The organism is Flavobacterium sp. MMS24-S5, from assembly GCF_050320125.1.
Taxonomy (GTDB): domain Bacteria; phylum Bacteroidota; class Bacteroidia; order Flavobacteriales; family Flavobacteriaceae; genus Flavobacterium; species Flavobacterium tyrosinilyticum.
In genome coordinates this window covers 3861383-3882444 of sequence record NZ_CP190016.1, presented here as the reverse complement: position 1 = coordinate 3882444, position 21062 = coordinate 3861383, and the positions used below count along the sequence as shown (strand labels likewise).

The window sequence follows — 21062 nt, the reverse complement described above, 5'->3', positions numbered from 1 at the left end:
AAAAATCCCCTAATTCAAGGGGATTGTTTTTTTTATTTTTCTCTAATATAAATATCGATCGGAACTCCTGCAAAATCCCATTTTTCTCTAATTTTATTTTCGAGATATCTTTTATATGGCTCTTTAACATATTGCGGCATATTGGCAAAAAATACAAACTGAGGTGTTTGTGTTGGCAACTGCATACAATATTTAATCTTTACATATTTTCCTTTTGTTGCTGGCGGCGGATAAGCCTCAATAACCTTCAACATGTACTCGTTGAATTTTGAAGTTGCAATTCTTTGTTTTCTGTTTTCGAAAACTTGAACTGTTGCTTCCAATGCTTTTAATAAACGCTGTTTCGTTAAAGCAGAAACGAATAAAATTGGCACATCTGTAAAAGGCATCAATTCTTTTTTGATTTTCTCTTCGTAATCGCGAGTAGACATCGTATCTTTTTCTACCAAGTCCCATTTGTTTACCAAGATTACAACCCCTTTACGGTTTTTCTCGGCCAACCAGAAAATACTCTGATCTTGACCTTCAAATCCGCGAGTTGCATCGATAACCAAAATACAGATATCTGCATGCTCAATCGCACGTACAGAACGCATTACAGAATAAAACTCTAAATCTTCTTTTACTTTTGCTTTACGGCGAATACCCGCAGTATCAACCAAATTAAATTCGAAACCAAAACGGTCAAATTTTGTATCAATTGCATCACGAGTTGTTCCCGCAATATCTGTAACAATATAACGATCTTTACCAATCAAGGCGTTGATAAAACTTGATTTTCCAGCATTTGGACGTCCTACAACTGCAAAACGAGGCAATTCAACTTCTGGTGTTTCTGGTTCTGGTTTTTCTGGGAAAGCATCAATTAAAGCATCCAATAAATCTCCTGTTCCACTTCCAGAAATACTTGCGAATGTATAATATTCACCTAAACCAAGATTGTAAAACTCTACCGCGTCTTTTTCGCGCATAGCATTATCAACCTTATTTACAGCCAATAAAACTGGTTTTGTTACTTTACGAAGTAATTTTGCAACAGTTTCATCCATTGGCGTAATTCCTTCTTCAACATCAACCACAAAAATAATAACATCGGCTTCGTCGATAGCAAGTTCTACCTGTTTACGGATTTCACCTTCAAATACGTCATCGCTTCCGCGAACGTATCCACCTGTATCAATGACAGAAAACTCTTTTCCGTTCCACTCGCTTTTACCATAGTTTCTATCGCGGGTAACCCCAGATACTGAATCTACAATAGCTTCTCTTCTTTGTATCAGCCTATTAAAAAGGGTCGATTTCCCTACATTAGGTCTTCCTACTATCGCAACAATGTTATTACTCATTTTATTGATTTTTAGATTTTAGACTTTAGATTTCAGATTCTTAGCTTCCTAAAAACCTAATTACTTGTAATCCAAAATGCCTTATTTAAATTTTTTGCAAAGGTAGTTAAAAAAAGTTGCTAAGACGCTAAGATTCTAAGTACCTAAGATTTTATTATTTTTTGTTTCAAGTTTCAGGTTTCAAGTGCCAAGTTTTATACCTGACGTTTAACTTGAAACCTGAAACTTGAAACAATTATAAACTATTGATTATATCCGAAACGTTTCAGCATATTGGCGTTGCTTCTCCAGTTTTTGTTCACTTTTACGACTAGTTCAATGTGAATTTGTTTTCCGAAGAATTTCTCTAAATCGGCGCGAGCATCGGTTCCTACTTTTTTTAAAGCGGCACCTTTATGTCCGATAATAATTCCTTTTTGAGTTTCACGTTCTACCATAATAATCGAACGGATTCTGATGATTTTTTCGTCTTCAAAAAATTCTTCTGTAACGATTTCTACAGCGTATGGAATCTCTTTGCTGTAATTCAATAAGATTTTTTCACGAATAGTTTCGTTAACAAAGAAACGTTCTGGCTTGTCTGTCAACTGATCTTTTGGATAATAAGCTGGAGATTCTGGCAATAATTCGATAATTCTTCCGAAAACTTCCGGTACGTTGAAGTTTTGCAAAGCCGAAATTGGGAAAATTTCTGCATTTGGCACTTTTTCTTTCCAGAAAGAAACCTGCTCTTCTAATTGTTCCTGATTTGAATTATCGATTTTATTTAAAAGTAATAAAACGGGAATTTTGGCATGAATGATTTTATTAAAGAAAGCTTCGTCTTTTAGATCTTGCTCACCTATTTCGACCATATAGATTAAAATGTCTGCATCTTCAAAAGCCGATTTTACGAAGTTCATCATCGATTCCTGCATTTCGTATGCTGGTTTGATGATTCCAGGAGTATCAGACAAAACTAACTGAAAGTCTTCTCCGTTTACGATTCCTAGAATTCTATGACGTGTAGTTTGTGCTTTTGATGTAATGATCGACAATCGTTCTCCAACGAAAGCGTTCATCAATGTTGATTTTCCAACATTTGGATTTCCGATAATATTTACGAAACCTGCTTTATGTGACATTTTTTGCTTTATTTATTTTGCAAAGGTAGTCATATCAACTCAATACAGAAAATAAAACATTTTTTAAAGTTTTCGTTGGATTTCTCAAAAATCGCCGTATCTTTGCACCCGAAACATCGCGGGATAGAGCAGTAGGCAGCTCGTCGGGCTCATAACCCGAAGGTCACAGGTTCGAGTCCTGTTCCCGCTACAAGAAAAATTGCAAAGCCTGAGAAATCTATATTTCTCAGGCTTTTTTTATAGTTCGAAAAATCTTGCTTAAATTGCTTAAATTTTTAAACTCCTCAAGCAAATTTGGTTCGAGTCCCGTTAAGTTAAACTTCCAATTACAATTGATTTTTTCGTAAAGCAAAAGTCATAAATAATCAACTTCGTCACAACCTTTTCCGAATTTCAAGCATCTGTACTTATGAAGAGCAATTTATTCGTCAAAAACACTTTTTTTATTGTTAATTTGATGAAATCAATTTCTTTATTTTAGAGAGAATAAAGAAATTCTGAAAAATTAAAATAAGAGATAAAAACACAAAGATCTGATTTTAAAATAATTAACATTAAATGTCAATTCAATAATTCCAAACTATGAGACAGTTGTTTGCCTTTTTTTTATTCCAATTATTAAGTTTTTGCGCTCAACAAAAAATAAACATGGCATAAAAATTTATCTGGAACATGCAAAAACAGCAAAAAAATTCTTCTCTCTCCAACCTTTTTAGATTTTAACGCATCCATATAATAAAGAGAGCCTAAAAAACCACAATACATACCACAACATGAATAAATATTACTTCTTAGTATTATCAATTATATTGATTTCAAATTTAAGCTGTGCACAAACTCCAGATTCTTTTTCTATAATAGAATCCTGTTGTAGATACTACTTTAGTAATAAATCCTAATGCTGGTTTTGAGGCTCCGCTTTATATCAAAAATAAAAACTATATTGTTTTTCAAAAGAATACCAGTGAAAGAAAAATTCTAAAAGATGCAGATGTTGAATCTTTTAGATTTCCAAGATTCAATAAATATGGTCTTTTTGCTTTAGACAAAAATGGCGTTTATTATAATGGAGATTTTATAGCAATTGATACAACAGGTTTTAAAATTATTGCCGAAATCAGGAATACAGATTACCTTGTTCGCCCGGATTTAGTATGGAAAACAAAGTATAAACTTTTTAAAAACAATATCGAAATCAAGGAAGATATTGATGTCGAAAGTTTCATATCGACCGATTTTTCAACACTTTATTTTAAAGACAAAAATCATCTTTATTATAATTTTAAAAAAATAAAAAACGCTGATGTAAATTCAATTTCAGAAACTTTTAACACCGTCATGTATGATAAAAATTATATTTATATTGATGGTGAGATTGGGTTGCATAACGGAGATACTCTTCGGCCTGTAAATCATTATTTAATGAAAACTTCAACCGACGTATTAATATTAGGAGGCAGGTCAGTTGTTCCAAATATTGATGCAAAAACTATTCGACCATTGTCTAAACATTATTCTATAGATAAGAATTTTGTGTATTATGATGGCAAAAAAACGGCACTAACAGCAAAAAATCCAGGAAATATTAAAGTTTGGGATCAGGTAAACAGCCGTTATATTTCTGATGGCAAAATGGTGTATGCGGGCGCAAATTTTCCATTTACTTCAGTTGACGCTAAAACTTTTGGAATGATTCCATCTTCAGATTGGTACTTTGACAAAAATGGAATTTATGGACAAGAATGGAACGAAAAAGAAGGAAAGTCTGAACTTAAAAAATTTCCTTTTGTATACACACGAAAAGTAACATCCAAAAATACTTTTCATGGTTATTATTATTTAATCTATGAAAATCAGGCTTACGATGTTTATAATAAGAAAATGTATAAAAATCTTTCTCCGGCGCAAATCAATGCTGCAAAAAACGCTAAAACAGATATCCTCAATTCAACACAAACTAATCATTATGAATATCAATTGTATAAAGCGAATAACAAAATATACATTAATGGTAAAGAAACCACTGCAGATGCTGAAACGTTTGAAAGAATTCTGAATTATTACAAAGACAAAAACAACATTTACGTTTATTATGGCAGTCAAAAACTTATTCCCATAAAAGGTATTGATGCACAAAGCGTTAAGACATTCTACAATTTTCTAGCCGACAAAGATTATATCTATCGGGGCATTAATAAAATAATTAAAAATAAGAATGTCGAAATATTAGCCATTATGACTGGCTACAGACTTGGTTGTGGTTCAGATACAACTCCGGCATCTGATTATTATCTTCTTAAAAATGATGAAGGATATTGGCTAGCTCTAATTTCAAATGTTGTTAAGATTAAATATTTAGGCAATGAACCCATTGAAGGGACAGGAAATATTGGCACTCTATATACTGCTCCGGCAATAATCACGCCCGGAACTATAGACGAAAACAAAATTTATAATACACCAGAACTCGATGTATTGCCCGATTATAATGGTGGAACGGCTGCAAAAGTGAAATTTATAGATAAAAACTTTAAAGCACCAAAAGATGACGGAGAAATACTTCAGGGAAAAGTTTATTTGTCTTTTATAATAGAAAAAGACGGCACAATTACGAATCAAAAAGTATTAAGAGATTATGGTTATGGTTCCGGTCCAGAAGCTTTGAGAGTTTTGAATAAAATGCCAAAATGGATTCCAGGACAGATAAAAGGAAAAACAGTTCGATGTCTTTATTCTACTGTTTTCCTTATTCATAAATAAATTATAATCAGAGATTATTATCCCTTTTTATGCTTGAAAAATCATATTCTGTTTTTCCATTTTTTATAAAAGAAATATTTATGAAAAGAATACTATTCATTATTTTGTTTTGTTGCGCGCCACTTAATTTGTTTTCACAAACAATAACAGGATATACCTTAATTCCTGATGCTAATTTTGAAAAGTGCCTGATAGATATGGGATATGATTCTGGTAAACCTGACGGAAAAGTATTAACGACTGTAATTTCTAAAGTAAAATCACTAAATATTTCAGAAAAAAGCATTTCAGATTTAACTGGAATACAAGATTTTGAAGCATTAGATGATTTAACCTGTTTCGGAAATAAATTAACAAAACTGGACCTCAGCAAAAATACTGTCTTAACCTTTTTATCCTGTAGCAATAACAAACTAAAATCATTGAATGTAACAAAAAACGTTATTCTAACTCACTTGTTGTGTTATGATAATCAATTGAAAGCTTTAGATGTAACGCAAAATGCAAAATTAAATCAGTTAGATTGTTCCAAGAACAAATTAGCAACTTTAGACCTGAGCAAAAACACTGTCTTGCAGTATTTAATGTGTTCCAAAAATCAGTTAACCTCTTTAAACTTGAATAAAAATAGCACTTTAGAGTATTTACAATGCTCTAATAATGAATTGGCTTTTCTGAATCTAAGCCAAAATTCAAATTTAATTACTTTGGAATGCAATAATAATAAATTAACCCACTTGAATTTAACTCAAAATATTAATCTAGGTTCTATACAATGTCAGGAAAATCAATTGACAGCTATAAGTTTTTCAAAAAATAATAGCCTTACTGAAATTAACTGTTCCAATAATCAATTGACTGAATTGGATCTTAATGCTAACAAAACTTTGACTAGTTTGGGATGTCGCGAGAATCAGCTAAAAACATTGGATTTATCAAACAGTCTTTCTTTAAAAGGTTTTGATTGTTCTAAAAATCAATTAACTGATTTGACTATTAAAAATTGTCCTCTTATAAGTTATATGTTTACTGAGGAAAATCCTGATCTAAAATGTATTAGTGCAGATTTTGATGGAACACCTTATCATGTCAATGATGTTTCAGACTTTTCAAAATGCAAAATAATATGCGCAGAAATCGAACCTGGATACACGGTGATTCCAGATCTTAATTTTGAGAAAGCTCTTATTGCACTAAAATATGATTCTGGTGAACCAGACGGAAGAGTCTTTACAGCAAATATTGTCTCGATTACAGATTTGGATGTTTCCAATAGACAAATCCAAGACTTGAAAGGCTTGGAAGATTTTGTCGCTTTAAAAACATTAGATTGCTCTAGAAATAGCATTGAAAATCTGGACATTACCGAATATAAAGCTTTAACAAAGCTAATTTGTACTAAAAACCTAATAACTTCCTTAATTGTAAACAAAAATAAAAATTTAACTGCGCTTTACTGTCAGGAAAATTATCTAAATACTTTAGATATTTCGGGAAATAAGGTGCTAAAAGAACTAGATTGTGAATCTAATAGTATCGATTTAGATGTTTCGAATAATAAAGCACTGACTTTATTAAATTGTCAGCGCAATCACATGACTTCTTTAGATGTTAGCCAAAATAAAGCGTTGATTACTTTGAATTGTGATTACAACAACTTAAAATCTTTGAAATTGTCTAAAAATAAATTGCTAACCAATTTAAATTGTGATGGCAATAAATTAACAACTTTAGAACTTTCAGAAAATAAAGTACTGACTACCTTATATTGTAACAATAACTTATTAACTGACTTAAGTGTTACTAAAAACACTTCACTAATCGAATTGGGCTGTCATGCGAATCAAATAACAAACCTCGATTTATCTAAAAATTTACATTTAGACTATATTGATTGTCAATCTAACGAAATAGCAGATTTAGATGTTTCTAACAATATTGCTTTGACAATTTTACGGTGTGACAATAATAAATTAACAACTTTGAATTTATCTAAAAATGTAATTTTAGATGAGTTGTTTTGCAGTAATAATCTCTTATCTGTTTTAAACACAAATCTAAACCCAAAATTGGAAAAACTTGCTTGTGCAAATAATCAATTGACAAACCTTGATACTTCTAAAAATAAAGACTTAAAAATGTTGTATTGCAATGAGAATAAATTAAAAACATTGGATATAAGTCTAAACAAAGTATTGAATAATTTTAGCTGTGTATCGAATCAACTAAACACTTTGGATGTCTCTAAAAATACAGTTTTATGGTATTTAAATTGTAGTTCAAATAAATTAACTAATTTGAATATGAGTAAAAATACTCTTTTAATGCATTTTGAATGTAACTCTAATCTATTGAAAACTTTAGATATCACTAAAAACACAGCTTTAAAAGAATTTCGTTGCCAGCAAAATAAACTTGAAAATTTAGATCTGTCTCACAATCTGCAATTAATGAGAGTTTCATGTGAAGAAAACAAGATCAAAACTTTGGATTTATCCAAAAACACAGCATTGATTGATTTAATTTGTTCTTCGAATGAATTGATTTCTCTTAATCTCAAAAACGGAAATAATAGCACAATATCTTATGTTTCTGCTCTTAAAAATGATAAACTCAAATGCATTCAGGTTGATAAAGTAAATTTCCCTTCTTCCCGATGGTTTAAAGATTCTGGTGTTGATTTTTCTACATCATGTCAATAGAACAGAAATTATACTATTGAATATTCTTATGCTAGGAATTTGACACCATAAAGTAATCAGAATGAATTAAAACCTTTAAAAAACAATTAAAAGTCAAGATCTAAAATAGAAAAATGAGATTTAATATAACCTATACATTAAATTCATAACTTGATGATTGAAATAGATTTATCCTTTTCAAATCCTTATAAAAGCAGTTCGTGAATTGTCCCGTTAGGGCTACTAAAAAAAACTTCTGAGAAATCTGGAGCTTTTTTTATTATGTATGATTCAGGTTATTGAATTAGATATCAATAACAAAGTTTCCTTTTTACTTTGGTTATGACAAAATCTCCATTATCATATACTAAATACTTTATAATATATTCTTCATAACCGTAATCTGTTGAAAAATATACTTTAAAAGAATAATTTACAATATCCAAAATTCGCACATAAAATAATGGTGAATTCTCTGAATTATGTTTCAATGCAAAATTGTCGTTTACATTCTTAATATCATCTAAGATTTTTCTAGAAATCTTTAATATCTTTTCTTCGTTTTCAATAAACCTATCGATAAAATTTATTAAATATGAATTGAAATCATAACCTTCAATAATGTATTTTTTAGAAATTATTTTTTCCTTAAAAGAAAATTGATAATTGAATTTAGGGAAGTCATCACCTGCAGACAATTCGGCCTTAGTTTCCCATATTCTTTCATCTGTAGTTTGTCTAAAAATTAATATTCTATTATTTTTAGTTTTTATTTCCATGAAATAGTTCTTCTAGATTTTGTCTGTTAATAAATATTACACATTGACTAGTTTTCAAATATATGGATATGTAAACAAAAAAAGCAGAAAAAGAATTTACGTTCATGAGAAGGACTCTCGCACCAAGAAGCGAACAGTTTTTATTTCATACGTTTTGCTTCTATCTTTTTTCCATTCTGTAATAAAAACAAATTTGAAATTTCTCCTTTTTCGTTCTTTTCAAACTGAATTTGTGCATCTACTACTTTATAGAAAAATAACATTTCATTTTCTACAAATATTCGGAACGCATCTTGTCCTGTCAATTGTGAAAAAAGTTGGTCTTTATCTAATGAAATTTTTATTTCATACTCATTTTCAACGGCATAAGTCCCAACAAACTTTTGAAGTTCTTCAGGAGTAATACTAATTTCTTTTCTGATTTTTTGCACAGGCAATGGTTTATTATATAGAATACTTCTAATTGCTTTAGAAGGAATTGTAACGTTGCTGTGATTTTGAAGTATTATTATTGTTTTATCATTTGTAAGATGTCTATCGATAAAAGTTACATAACCTGGCCATCCCCCATCATGGTTTGCAATTTTTCCAAAATCAGCATTTTCTTCAATTCCCCAACCAAAACCATAATTCCTTTTAGCTCCGTCTTTCAAAGTTGCTAATTCAAAAACTGCTTTCATATCCTCTTTTGCAAGTAATTTATTGGTATATAATGCTCTATCCCAAATCAATAAATCGTTTACAGTTGAATTAACTCCTCCATCTCCAACAACACCATCAAGGAAAATAACAATTTTAGTTTCTTCCAATTCGTCTGGTAAAACATATTTTTTCAAACTATCTGAGTAAACATAACCAAAAGCATAATTCTCAATTTTCTTTGGCGATAATCTACGATTGTACGCAAAGGTATTTTTCATTTTCAACGGTTGGAAAATAGCCTTGTTTAGATAGTCAGCGTATGTCATACCCGATGCTTTCTCAATTATTGAAGCCAATAGTGCATAGCCCGTGTTGCTATATTCCCATTTAGTATTTGGCTCAAATAGTATTTTTGGTTGGTGTTTACTAAATATATTAATTATATCTTTGTTAGTGGCAATTTTAGATTTGTCAAATAAACTATCCATAAGCTGCATGTAGTCTGGTAGACCTCCAGTATGATTCAATAAGTTTTTTACCGTTACCCCTTTATAAAAAGAAAGTTCGGGTAAGTATTTTGTGATGTCATCGTCCAAATTCAACTTCCCTTTTTCTTTAAGGATCATTATTCCCATAGCGGTGAACTGCTTTGAACAAGATGCCAATTCAAAAATCGAATTTTCGTTCAATTTTTCTTTTGTCGTTTCGTTTGCAAGTCCAAAACTATGGCTATAAATAACTTTCCCTTTTTCTGCGATTAGAACATTTCCATTGATTTTCTCTTTTGAATAAAGGGAATTGAGCAAACTGTCAATTTTTTGAATTCGGTCTTGTCCAAATGTAAGATGTGCAATTAAAAGAAGTCCGATTGTAATTGTTAATTTCATTTTTTTATTTCTTGTTAATTAATGTAGTTGAGATGTCTCGCAAAATTGCCACCAACTTATTTATGTGTGTGACAAAACCACATATAGCTATCCAAATTTGGATAGCTATATGTGATAAATCTCATACATTATTTATCTTTCAAATATATATTTTTTTAACTGCAAATTGTTAAAAAGACAGTAAATTTGATTGATGCTTTTTAGCACTTATATGAGTAACTATGCAAACAAAAAGTATAGAAAAAATTAAGATGCACTTGCTAAAATATTGTAATAATACAAGATAATCTGGTTAGATATTTGAATGCTTCCTGCTACTAATGAAAAAAGCTATTTTTTCTCCCTCTTTATTTAACACAAAAAAACCTTGTAATAAAATTGTTTTGATTTTAGAAATTAAACACTAAATTAGCTATATATCATACTCGCCTTTAAACACTTGCCTATTTCTTCTTAATAAGAAACCAAAACATAATCTTGTTGCGTTTAATGCTTATAGAAAAACAAAACAATGCCGGGTTAATTACATTTATAGACACCGAAATCGAATCGGTTAAAGGTAAAATTCTTGATATAGGTGCAATTAAAGAAGACGGCAATCGCTTTCATAGTGCTTCTTTAGGAGAATTTATTCTGTTCCTAAAAGGAAGCGAATATATTTGTGGGCATAACATTTTAAATCATGATATTAAATACATAGGGAAAACAATTAGTGATGCTGGCATTAAGCCTTTAAACATCATTGACACTCTACATCTGTCCCCTTTATTATTTCCAACAAAACCTTACCATTCATTAGTAAAGGACGATAAACTTCAGACAGAAGAACTAAACAATCCTTTAAACGATTCTATTAAAGCGCAAAATTTGTTCAATAGTGAAGTTGCAGCTTTTTGGCAAATTGACGAAACACTCAAAGAAATATTTTATTCTCTCTTAAACCGCACAAAAGAGTTTGGAGCTTTCTTTCAGTTTATAAATTACATAAAATTTAACTCTGACACAGAAGCACAGATTAGATTAAAGTTTCGTAACGAAATTTGCGAACATTCAGATTTAACCAAAATAATATCTGAATATCCGATTGAATTGGCGTATTGCCTTTCACTTATTCATTCATTTATAATCCATAAAAATGTTCACTCCATTACTCCTCCATGGGTTCTTAAAAACTACCCAGAGGTGGAACGCATTATGTTATTACTACGTGGCAGGCCTTGTATAACAGGATGCAGCTATTGCAATAATGCTCTAGACATTCACAAAGGACTAAAAAAATTCTTTGGCTTTGATTCGTACCGCACCTATGGCGGAGAACCACTTCAGGAGAAAGCTGTTAAAGCAGCTATTAATAACAAATCAGTATTGGCTGTTTTTCCAACGGGCGGAGGAAAATCTATTACATTTCAAGTTCCTGCGCTTATGAGTGCCGAAAACACTAAAGGTTTAACCGTTGTAATTTCTCCTCTCCAATCGTTAATGAAAGATCAGGTAGACAATCTTGAAAAAAATGGAATAACTGAGGCGGTTACTATTAACGGATTATTGGATCCGATAGAAAGAGCGAAATCATTTGAAAGAATTGAAAATGGATCTGCTTCAATCTTATATATATCACCTGAATCGTTGCGATCAAAAACTATCGAAAAACTAATTTTAGGCAGGAAAGTAGCGCGTTTTGTAATTGATGAAGCCCACTGTTTTTCGTCATGGGGACAAGATTTCAGAGTTGACTACCTTTACATTGGCGATTTTATAAAATTAATACAGGAATATAAAAATCTTGAAGAAAGCATACCAGTATCCTGCTTTACTGCAACGGCCAAACAGAAGGTAATTGAAGACATCCGGAATTATTTTATCGAAAAACTTTCATTGGATCTTGAAGTATTCACTTCCAAAGCGTCAAGGACTAATCTTCAGTACAGGGTTTTTAAAAAGCAAAATGAAGAAGAAAAATATTTGTCTGTTAGAGATTTAATTGAGAAGAAAAACTGCCCAACAATTATCTATGTATCCCGAACACTCAAAGCCTATAAACTTTCCGAGCAACTAGTAAAAGATGGTTTTAATGCAAAACCATACCATGGGAAAATGGATAAAAACGAGAAGACCGAGAACCAAAATACTTTTTTAAATGGTGAAACACAAATCATGGTGGCTACTTCTGCATTTGGCATGGGAGTAGATAAAAAGGATGTTGGCTTAGTTATTCATTATGAAATTTCAGATTCCCTAGAGAACTATGTTCAAGAAGCTGGACGAGCAGGTCGAGATGAGAATATTTCGGGCGATTGTTTTGTGTTGTTTAATGAAGAAGACCTTAGTAAGCACTTCATTCTTCTTAATCAGACTAAACTTTCTATAAAAGAAATTCAGCAGGTATGGAAAGCAATAAAAGACATTACAAGGTTCCCATCTAAAATATCTAATTCTGCATTGGAAATTGCCCGTAAAGCAGGTTGGGATGATAATGTTGCAGAAATAGAAACACGTGTAACCACAGCTATAGCAGCCTTAGAAGATGCAGGATATTTAAAACGTGGGCAGAATATGCCAAGGGTCTTCGCTAACGGTATTTTATCTAAAAATGCTGAAGAAGCTATTAGCAAAATAAATAGTTCCAAAAAGTTTGATGAAGAACAAAAAAAGCAAGGCATTCGTATTATAAAAAAACTCTTTTCAAGTAAAAGCAGAAAACAAGCTAATGATGAAAATCCTGAATCAAGAGTAGATTACATTAGTGATCATTTGGGTATCATAAAAGAAGAAGTAATTACTATAATAAACTTGTTTCGTGAGGAAAACATCCTTGCCGATTCTAAGGATCTGACTGCATTTATAAAAAACACTGATAATAAAAACCGTTCTCTTTCTATTGTAGAGCTATATGGTAAAATTGAAAACTTTTTACTGCAAGTTTTCAAAGAAGAAGAAAGTGTTTTTCACTTAAAAGAATTAAACGAAGATGCTGAAAATTATGGATGTCAAGATGTAAACACCAGTAAACTAAAAACGATAATTAATTTTTGGTCTATTAAAAGTTGGATTAAAAGAAAGAACTTAGACCACTCTAAAAATCATATTGCCATATTCTGCCTTCAAAGTAAAGAGCTATTAAAAAATAAGCTCGAAAGGCGTCATGAACTTGCAACATTTATCATTGAATTCTTTTATAATAAAACCATCACAGAAACGATAAAAGGGCAGTTAGATAAAGATGAAATTTTGGTGGAGTTTTCAGTACACGAATTAAAGTTTGCTTATGAAAATAGTGCCAACCTTTTCAAAATAGAAATAAGCATTGATGATATTGAAGATACATTATTCTATCTCTCTCGAATTGAAGCAATAAAAATAGAAGGCGGTTTTCTTGTCATTTATAATGGTTTAGCTATTGAGCGAACTGAACAAGATAATAAAAAACGATATACGAAAGACGATTACCAAAAGCTCAGCCAATTTTACGAAAACAAAGTTCAGCAAATTCATATAGTGGGCGAATATGCCCAAAGAATGATTGACGATTACAAAAATGCACTTCAGTTTGTAGAAGACTATTTCCAGCTTAATTACAGTTCTTTCTTAAACAAATATTTTAAAGGTAGTGAGAGACAAAACGAGATTAAGCGAAATGTTACTCCTGCAAAATTCAGACAGTTATTTGGAGAACTATCGCCAACACAATTAAAAATTATAAAAGACAATGAAACACAGCATATAGTTGTTGCTGCCGTGCTGGCAGCGGAAAAACAAAGGTTTTAGTCCATAAACTGGCTTCGCTATTGTTAATGGAAGATGTGAAACATGAGCAGTTATTGATGTTAACATTTTCAAGAGCAGCTGCTACTGAATTTAAAAAGCGTCTTCTAAAGTTAATTGGTAACGCTGCCAACTTTATTGAAATTAAGACATTTCATTCTTACTGTTTTGATCTTTTAGGCAAGGTTGGCACGTTAGAAAAATCTACGGATATTTTAAAATGTACAGTTGAAAGAATTAAGAATGGGGATGTTGAGGCTAATAAAATCACTAAAACTGTTTTAGTAATCGACGAAGCCCAAGATATGAATGCAGATGAATTTGCCCTTATAAATGTATTATTGGAACAGAATGAGGGAATGAGGGTCATAGCAGTGGGAGACGATGACCAAAATATTTATGAATTTAGAGGTGCGAGTTCTAAATATCTGGAACAGTTTATCTATGACAACAATGCAATAAAACATGAATTAATCGAAAATTATCGTAGTAAAAGTAATTTGATTTCATTTTCGAATCAATTTGTGCAACAGATTCAACACCGCCTAAAAGAAACACCAATTATAGCGAATCAAATTGATAATGGAAAAATCAAAATTATTAATTACCAAAGCAACAATCTAATTACGCCTCTCGTAACGGATGTTGTTAACGCAGACCTTTCTGGAACTACGTGTATAATAACAAAAACTAACGAGGAAGCTATAAAAGTTGCTGGACTTCTTTTAAAAAATGGTGTTGTGGCAAAACTAATACAGTCTAATGATGGTTTTAATTTATATAATCTTGTTGAGGTCAGATTTTTATTGAATAAAATAGATTCTGGCCCTAATATTTACACAATTAGTGATGAAATTTGGGATAATGCCAAAATAGAGCTAAAGAATACTTTCAATAAAAGCAGTAAACTAGAGATTTGCGAGAATATTATCAAAGATTTTGAAACCACTAATCCTAATAGAAAATATAAATCTGACTTAGAGGTTTTAATTCGTGAATCTAAGTTGGAGGATTTTTATAATGAAAATGGCGAAACAATTTTTGTATCGACCATTCATAAAGCTAAAGGAAAAGAATTTGATAATGTATTCCTTTTACTAGAGAATTTTAACATAACTGCAGATGAAGCCAAGCGACAATTATACGTAGCAATGACTAGGACTAAATGCAATTTAAATATTCACCTAAATGCAAACTATCTCAATCATCTTTCTGCAGAAAACCTTGAACAAATAAACGATTTTGAAATCTATACTTCACCTGATAAAATTGCTATACATGCCACTTTCAAAGATATCTGGTTAGACTACTTTATTAACAGACAGGCCTTAATTTCACAACTAGTCTGTGGAGAAACGCTACATGTTAAAGGTAATGAATGTTTAAACTCAAGTGGTCAATCTGTACTGAAATTCTCAAAGCAGTTCATTGAGAAAATTGAGATAATGAAATCAAAAAACTATGAACTAAAAAGCGCAAACGTGAATTTCATATTATATTGGGTTAAAGAAGAAACTTCGCAGGAAATCAAAATAGTTTTACCAGAGCTTTATTTTGAGAGTATAAGGCATAGTAAAAGTTAGCTATTTGTCCCTGTATTTCTCATTGCAAAACGAAACCTATTTCGTCTTCATATTCTTAAATGTTTTCATATAAACAAATTGCCTGATTTCACAAAAAGAATTAAGATGCAGATGCGCTAATTTTATAATCATCCAATTATAAAGCTATTTTCCATTAAGGATATTACCTAAAACTATTGTAATAACTGTTGCCCGTAATTTTATTTGTCTTTTGTGATTCTAAATCCAAATCCATCATTTCGTGTATCTTTTGGAGATTGGTATCTCACTTCCGGCATATGAATTCCGTAATCTAATGGTTTTCCATCTGCACTTTGGGTTTCGTAAAACCAACTTACACCTTTCGAGATTTTATATGATCCTTCTCCTTCTGGTGGTCACTTGAGGATTTTGTTTGCTTACTAAACTATCCTTTTCAGGATTATACCAATCAGAAACCCATTCCCCAACATTTCCAGTCATATCGTAAATTCCTAGTTCATTAGGTTTAAGAAGTCCCACTTTATGAAAAATACTATCTGAGTTTTCTTTTACCCAACCAATTTCAATTGGATTATTACTGCCGCTATACTTGTAGTTTTTAGTTTTCTTTCCACCTTTAGCAGCGTACTCCCACTCTGCTTCTGTTGGTAATCTTCCTCCTGCCCATTTTGCATAATCATTTGCTTCATCCCAAGTGGCAAGCATCGGATTTTCGTCTATCCATTTATAATATACTTTTACTCCATGTGCATTTTCTGTAGGTGCGTCTGGCATTTTTCTTCCCGTTTTTTCACAAAACTCCCTAAACTGTTTAACCGTTATTTCATATTTACTTATATAAAAATCATCCAGTTCAACCATTCTGTGCGGACTCGTAAAACCATTTATGGTGTCTCCTTTGGGGCTAATGACCATTTGGTTTTTGCCTTGTTCAAAAGTGCCCCCCTCTACGAAAATCCACTCAACATTGTCTTCTTCACAGGAAGTAAACACCAAAAGTCCAAGAAAGATTATAAGTAATTGTGTTTTCATATGGTTTGCTTAAAATTACTGTCACTATATCTGACAACTACACAAATCTATCCAAATTTTTATAATACGACGATACTTTAAAGAAACAAAATTCGTTGCGACAAAGACAAAATCTCTTAAAAAAATCCTAAACTTTTTTGCCTTTTCCAAATAAAAATTTCCCAATAAACCTCCATGTCGCCCTAGACCAAAATATCTTATAATTCTTTCATAATTTTAGTTAATCATTTCTTAATCTGCTAAGAAAACAATTTGCATTACTATAAATTCGTCCTGTGATTTAGTATGAAATTAGCTATCTTTTAGAAATTAGCGTCATTCAAATTACAATCCAAAAGCAAAACTTAAAAACAACTAAATACCAAAACGTGATTTATACCACACTTTTAAATATTGCGGTTTTTCAGGGAATCGTTTTAGGCTTTATTATTTTAAAGTCTTCCATTTTCAATAGTAATTCAAATAAATATCTGGCAGGTTTGCTTTTTACACTTTCCATTATTTTACTGAATCATGTTTTTGAGGTTGAAGATGCATTTATCCCATATCCTTTCCTTCGCTTTATTGATCATATCGAATGGACATTTCTAATACCCGCTTTTATATTCCTATTTATTATAAACAGAATTGATGATTCTGTAAAAAAGCAAGCAAAAATCTTATTTGTGTTTTATTCCCTTTGCGTATACCGTGATACTTAATATTGCTTGCGATCTGGATCGTGTTGCAGGACTTTATACTATTCCTGAATCGGGTTCTGGTTTACTCAAAATACTGGGTCTGATTCATCTTGTGTTAGCCATTACATTCATGCCTTTTTTGCTGTGTTACTCTTATTTTATGCTAAGACATTTAAAAGATCCTCAGGAAAAAAAATTGGATCTTTATTCTTTTAACAATTGTTTCTTCATCGCTATTTGCTTTTCTTATTATTGCTTTAGCTAACAAATTTATTCCATTTGACCTTTCTGCAACAATGAGCATTTTGGCTTTTTTTGCCACATTCATAATTCATTGGACTGCTTATATCGGTATTTATAAATACAAACTGGCCAAAGACCACGAAGCTGTTTACAATTTTTTAAACAGAGATTTAGCCATTTCGTCCGCCCATGTTCAAATTATAGAAAATGACACTCAAGAAGAGTATTGCGAATCTATCACCGCAGATAATCTTTACTTTCAAGAACTAGAACTTTTTTGCAAGGAACAGCACATTTATACTGACAGTACATTAAACAGAGAAAAAGTTGCCGAAAAATTAGGTATAAGCCCAGGATATGTTTCTTTAATTGTAAACACCATAACAGAAGATAACTTTGCCAACTACATCAACAAATATCGGGTTGAAGCGGTTAAGGAAATGATTTCAAATTCTGAATATGAAAACTATAATTTGCTTGCAATGGGTCTAGAATCTGGCTTTACTTCCAAAACCACTTTTTACAAAGCTTTTAAAAAAGTTACTGGTCAAACACCAAATGAATATAAAAACAACCTCAAATAAGTACCAATTTATCCACTTTTAAGCTTTTGAAACCTCTGCTAATTTTGCTTTTTTGAATTTTGGCATCAAATAATTCAAAACACTTTTTATGAAAAAAAATTTATTGTTAGCTGTTTTTACAGTTTTAGGATTTGTGAATATAAATGCCCAAGAAATTAAATTTGGAGCTAAAGCGGGTTTAAACTTTGCAACTATCAGTGAAGATAATACCGAAAATGCTGATTTTGTAACATCGTATAACATTGGTGTTATGTCAGAAATTCCAATTTCTGAAAAATTTTCTTTTCAACCCGAAATAATGTATTCTCGCCAGGGATATAGTTTCAGTAATGACATAGTTGCCTTAAATTATTTAAACATTCCTTTAATGGGAAAATATTATGTAACAAAAGGGTTAAGTATTGAAGCTGAACCGCAGATAGGTTTTTTGCTTTCTGCTAAAAATGAAAAGATAGATGTAAAAGATTCGTTTAATACTTTTGATTTTGGCGTTAATTTTGGCTTAGGCTACAAACTAGAAAATGGACTAAATTTTGGTGTAAGATATAATTTGGGTCTAACTAATATTAATAATTTGGAGAACTCGTCTGATAAAAATAAAAACGGAGTATTTCAAGTATCTGTTGGTTACTTCTTTTTCTAAAACATCATAATCTTAAAAAAGACACCGCTTTCGAGTGGTGTCTTTTTTGTTTATTAAAGTCAGAAAAGCAAAAAATGCATTCTAATAATACTTCGTAAATATCTCTGGATTTGTTCTTTACTATCAAATATAATTTCATAAATAAGTGCCGATTTATCCAATTTCGAGTTTTTGAAACCCTTCCTAATTTTTCTTATATGATTTTTGGAATCAAATAATTCAAATCTCTTTTTATGAAAAAAAACTATTTACTCCTTATCATTTTGTTTGCTTTTTATTCGGTCAATGCCCAAAATGAAATCGATCCTTATCAGAAAAATAATGAAATCAAATTAAATGCACTTGCTCCTCTATGGCAATCTTTTCAGGCCACTTACGAAAGACATTTAAATCATAATTCATCATTAGGACTTTCTTTTTATTATGTGTTTGATAATACAAAAAATGAAAAGGATTTAAATTATGCAATATCTCCATACTACAGAAGATATTTTGGCGAAAAATACGCGTCGGGCTGGTTTGTTGAAGGATTTGGAATGCTGGCTTCAACAGATGGCAAAAAAATATACGCTTCAGAAGATCACTCGATATATACCGAGAATCCCGACGCTATTAATTTTGCTCTCGGTGCTGGCGGAGGCTGGAAATGGGTCAGTAAAAGCGGATTTCTTTTGGAAGCCAATCTTGGCTATGGCGGTATATTAATCAATGCTGATAAAACAGATCATACTATTGTTGCAAAATTTGGCTTGAGTGCTGGATATAGGTTTTAATAAAATATAAACCTACTAAAAGCTTCGGAGAAATCTGGAGCTTTTTTATAAATATACTTTATCTATATAAAACCCGTTATTTCTTTACAATAATTTAATATCATGTTTTCTTAATAACTGATTTTATATTATTAAATGTTTTCTTAAATTTGCAATTCCGTAATGAAACGATTAGTTTTTATTCCAAAATTGTGATTTTCATATCAATACCACAAAAACAACTTTAAAATTTCTTAAAAACAAATTATATTATAATTACAATTCAACACAATGCAAAACAAACACAACCCCAAATTCTTATTTTTTGCCGTTTTAGCCTTATTTTTTTCTGTCAATTTATTTTCTCAAAAAAGTGTTTACGCTGGAATCGAAATTGGACGTAGAGCCATAAAAGTTTCTGTAATTGATGTAAATAACATCAGAAAAGCTGATTATAAAATTCTTTCTTTCTGGACAGAAAGAATTCCGTTTGCTGACCATATTACTGCTAACGGCGAACTTACACAAGAAGATATCACTAGAACTAGTGTTATCGTTACTAACCAATTGCAAAGAATTAAAGCTGAAAACAAAATTCTTGAGGAAAACATTTTTGTTGTAGCGGCTCCTGTTTTTGCTTCTGCACGTAACTTAGATGTTTTAAAAAATAAAATTGCGATTTTAACTGGAAAACAATTAGAAGTATTAGATGTTAACGAAGAAGCAAAAACACTTGTAAAAGGTGCTATACCGCCTGTTGACTTTGCTAATGCTTTCCTTCTAGATATTGGTGCTCAAACTACAAAAGGAGGTTATATTGACGAACTTAAAGACGGTAAATTAGAATTTATTCCTTTAGAGCTTAGTTTTGGTACGATGACACTTACTGATGCTGTAGAAAAAACGGTGGTAAACAAAAGTCAGGTAAACGATATGTCGACTTACCAAGAGAAATCTTTTGATTATAATGTAATTCTACGTAAAAAGACAAAAGAATTATTTGATGCGAATCCTCCTTTGGCTAAAAAGGATAAATTATACTTATCTGGTGGCGCTGTTTGGGCGTTTTCAACTCTTTTCTATGACGAAAATGTGAATAAAGAGCATTATGTTGCCTTAACTCTTCAAGATGTTATCGATTATGATGCTATTCTTAAAAACAACTTTAACAAGTTTACTAATCTTGCCAAAACAAATAAAGAAGCTGCGAGAGTTTTAAGCACTTACGACCAAAAATACTTGATTTCGGCAAACAACATCCTTGTAACTTGTCTTGAAAGTATTCCAGACTATGCAACAAAGAAAATTTTCTTTGTAAAAGAAGGACAGGTAATCTGGTTAATCTCTTACATTGCAGATCGTTCTAAAAAAATAAATACTAATTTCTAAAAAGTATTTTTTCAATATTATAAAGCCTCAGAGAAATCTGGGGCTTTTTTTATTGCTTCACATTTCAATTTAAAACATACCAGTATTTTTAACTTCTACTATTTCAAAATGGTTGCAACTTATAATTTGCAACCACATTTACCATTCAAAAAAGCATAATTTTTCTTTTAAACTCTAATTTTAAAAATCAGGA

The 21062-nt window shown here is 31.1% G+C and carries 14 protein-coding genes and 1 tRNA gene; 10 read left to right on the top strand and 5 right to left on the bottom strand.

Annotation, left to right across the window (positions count from 1 at the left end):
* Nucleotides 1-32: 32 nt before the first annotated feature.
* Both der and era read right to left on the bottom strand, forming a co-directional pair.
* Nucleotides 33-1346 (bottom strand): ribosome biogenesis GTPase Der, encoded by a 1314-nt coding sequence (gene der / locus ACPWTF_RS17965; protein WP_250833916.1) that lies wholly within the window; start codon nt 1344-1346, stop codon nt 33-35.
* Between the two features lie 242 nt (nt 1347-1588).
* Nucleotides 1589-2470 carry a GTPase Era gene (gene era, locus ACPWTF_RS17960; RefSeq protein WP_250833917.1) on the bottom strand — a complete coding sequence of 294 codons (882 nt, stop codon included), beginning with the start codon at nt 2468-2470 and terminating at the stop codon, nt 1589-1591.
* A gap of 117 nt (nt 2471-2587) precedes the next feature.
* On the opposite strand from era, the gene ACPWTF_RS17955 reads away from it, so the two are divergent.
* The 3 genes from ACPWTF_RS17955 (at nt 2588) to ACPWTF_RS17945 (ending at nt 7932) form a co-directional block, all read left to right on the top strand.
* Nucleotides 2588-2660, top strand: a tRNA-Met gene (locus ACPWTF_RS17955).
* 698 nt (nt 2661-3358) lie between these two features.
* Nucleotides 3359-5230, top strand: a complete 1872-nt coding sequence (locus tag ACPWTF_RS17950) for a DKNYY domain-containing protein (RefSeq protein ID WP_427875769.1) — start codon at nt 3359-3361, stop codon at nt 5228-5230.
* 80 nt (nt 5231-5310) lie between these two features.
* On the top strand, nt 5311-7932 hold the full coding sequence (locus ACPWTF_RS17945) for a hypothetical protein (protein WP_427872386.1): 2622 nt from the start codon (nt 5311-5313) through the stop codon (nt 7930-7932).
* A gap of 290 nt (nt 7933-8222) precedes the next feature.
* Here the strand turns inward: ACPWTF_RS17945 and ACPWTF_RS17940 are convergent, their stop codons facing one another.
* Nucleotides 8223-8690, bottom strand: coding sequence for a hypothetical protein (locus ACPWTF_RS17940; protein ID WP_427872385.1), 468 nt, complete (start codon nt 8688-8690; stop codon nt 8223-8225).
* A 140-nt stretch (nt 8691-8830) separates the two neighbouring features.
* Complete coding sequence (locus tag ACPWTF_RS17935) at nt 8831-10219, bottom strand: serine hydrolase (protein WP_427872384.1); 1389 nt, start codon at nt 10217-10219, stop codon at nt 8831-8833.
* A gap of 489 nt (nt 10220-10708) precedes the next feature.
* Between ACPWTF_RS17935 and ACPWTF_RS17930 the strand changes: the two genes are divergently transcribed.
* Complete coding sequence (locus tag ACPWTF_RS17930; RefSeq protein ID WP_427875768.1) at nt 10709-13984, top strand: RecQ family ATP-dependent DNA helicase; 3276 nt, start codon at nt 10709-10711, stop codon at nt 13982-13984.
* A gap of 26 nt (nt 13985-14010) precedes the next feature.
* Nucleotides 14011-15564: a 3'-5' exonuclease gene (locus tag ACPWTF_RS17925; protein ID WP_427875767.1), complete on the top strand. Its 1554-nt coding sequence runs from the start codon at nt 14011-14013 to the stop codon at nt 15562-15564.
* 351 nt (nt 15565-15915) lie between these two features.
* Here the strand turns inward: ACPWTF_RS17925 and ACPWTF_RS17920 are convergent, their stop codons facing one another.
* Nucleotides 15916-16578: a formylglycine-generating enzyme family protein gene (locus tag ACPWTF_RS17920; protein ID WP_427872383.1), complete on the bottom strand. Its 663-nt coding sequence runs from the start codon at nt 16576-16578 to the stop codon at nt 15916-15918.
* A gap of 368 nt (nt 16579-16946) precedes the next feature.
* Between ACPWTF_RS17920 and ACPWTF_RS17915 the strand changes: the two genes are divergently transcribed.
* The 5 genes from ACPWTF_RS17915 to ACPWTF_RS17895 all read left to right on the top strand — a co-directional run bounded on the left by ACPWTF_RS17915 (nt 16947) and on the right by ACPWTF_RS17895 (nt 20869).
* Entirely contained in the window at nt 16947-17279 is a 333-nt protein-coding gene (locus ACPWTF_RS17915) for a hypothetical protein (RefSeq protein WP_427872382.1), read from the top strand.
* A gap of 275 nt (nt 17280-17554) precedes the next feature.
* Nucleotides 17555-18085: a helix-turn-helix domain-containing protein gene (locus ACPWTF_RS17910; protein WP_427872381.1), complete on the top strand. Its 531-nt coding sequence runs from the start codon at nt 17555-17557 to the stop codon at nt 18083-18085.
* A gap of 88 nt (nt 18086-18173) precedes the next feature.
* Nucleotides 18174-18728 carry a porin family protein gene (locus ACPWTF_RS17905; RefSeq protein WP_427872380.1) on the top strand — a complete coding sequence of 185 codons (555 nt, stop codon included), beginning with the start codon at nt 18174-18176 and terminating at the stop codon, nt 18726-18728.
* A 233-nt stretch (nt 18729-18961) separates the two neighbouring features.
* Entirely contained in the window at nt 18962-19501 is a 540-nt protein-coding gene (locus ACPWTF_RS17900) for a DUF3575 domain-containing protein (protein WP_427872379.1), read from the top strand.
* A gap of 270 nt (nt 19502-19771) precedes the next feature.
* Nucleotides 19772-20869, top strand: a complete 1098-nt coding sequence (locus tag ACPWTF_RS17895; RefSeq protein ID WP_379799018.1) for an exopolyphosphatase — start codon at nt 19772-19774, stop codon at nt 20867-20869.
* Nucleotides 20870-21062 lie beyond the last annotated feature (193 nt).

Bases quoted from the DNA above. Each gene is read 5' to 3' on its own strand.
- der (WP_250833916.1), bottom strand. From the start codon at position 1,346: ATGAGTAATAACATTGTTGCGATAGTAGGAAGACCTAATGTAGGGAAA.
- era (WP_250833917.1), bottom strand. From the start codon at position 2,470: ATGTCACATAAAGCAGGTTTCGTAAATATTATCGGAAATCCAAATGTT.
- ACPWTF_RS17945 (WP_427872386.1), top strand. From the start codon at position 5,311: ATGAAAAGAATACTATTCATTATTTTGTTTTGTTGCGCGCCACTTAAT.
- ACPWTF_RS17940 (WP_427872385.1), bottom strand. From the start codon at position 8,690: ATGGAAATAAAAACTAAAAATAATAGAATATTAATTTTTAGACAAACT.
- ACPWTF_RS17935 (WP_427872384.1), bottom strand. From the start codon at position 10,219: ATGAAATTAACAATTACAATCGGACTTCTTTTAATTGCACATCTTACA.
- ACPWTF_RS17930 (WP_427875768.1), top strand. From the start codon at position 10,709: ATGCTTATAGAAAAACAAAACAATGCCGGGTTAATTACATTTATAGAC.
- ACPWTF_RS17925 (WP_427875767.1), top strand. From the start codon at position 14,011: ATGGAAGATGTGAAACATGAGCAGTTATTGATGTTAACATTTTCAAGA.
- ACPWTF_RS17920 (WP_427872383.1), bottom strand. From the start codon at position 16,578: ATGAAAACACAATTACTTATAATCTTTCTTGGACTTTTGGTGTTTACT.
- ACPWTF_RS17910 (WP_427872381.1), top strand. From the start codon at position 17,555: ATGAGCATTTTGGCTTTTTTTGCCACATTCATAATTCATTGGACTGCT.
- ACPWTF_RS17905 (WP_427872380.1), top strand. From the start codon at position 18,174: ATGAAAAAAAATTTATTGTTAGCTGTTTTTACAGTTTTAGGATTTGTG.
- ACPWTF_RS17900 (WP_427872379.1), top strand. From the start codon at position 18,962: ATGAAAAAAAACTATTTACTCCTTATCATTTTGTTTGCTTTTTATTCG.
- ACPWTF_RS17895 (WP_379799018.1), top strand. From the start codon at position 19,772: ATGCAAAACAAACACAACCCCAAATTCTTATTTTTTGCCGTTTTAGCC.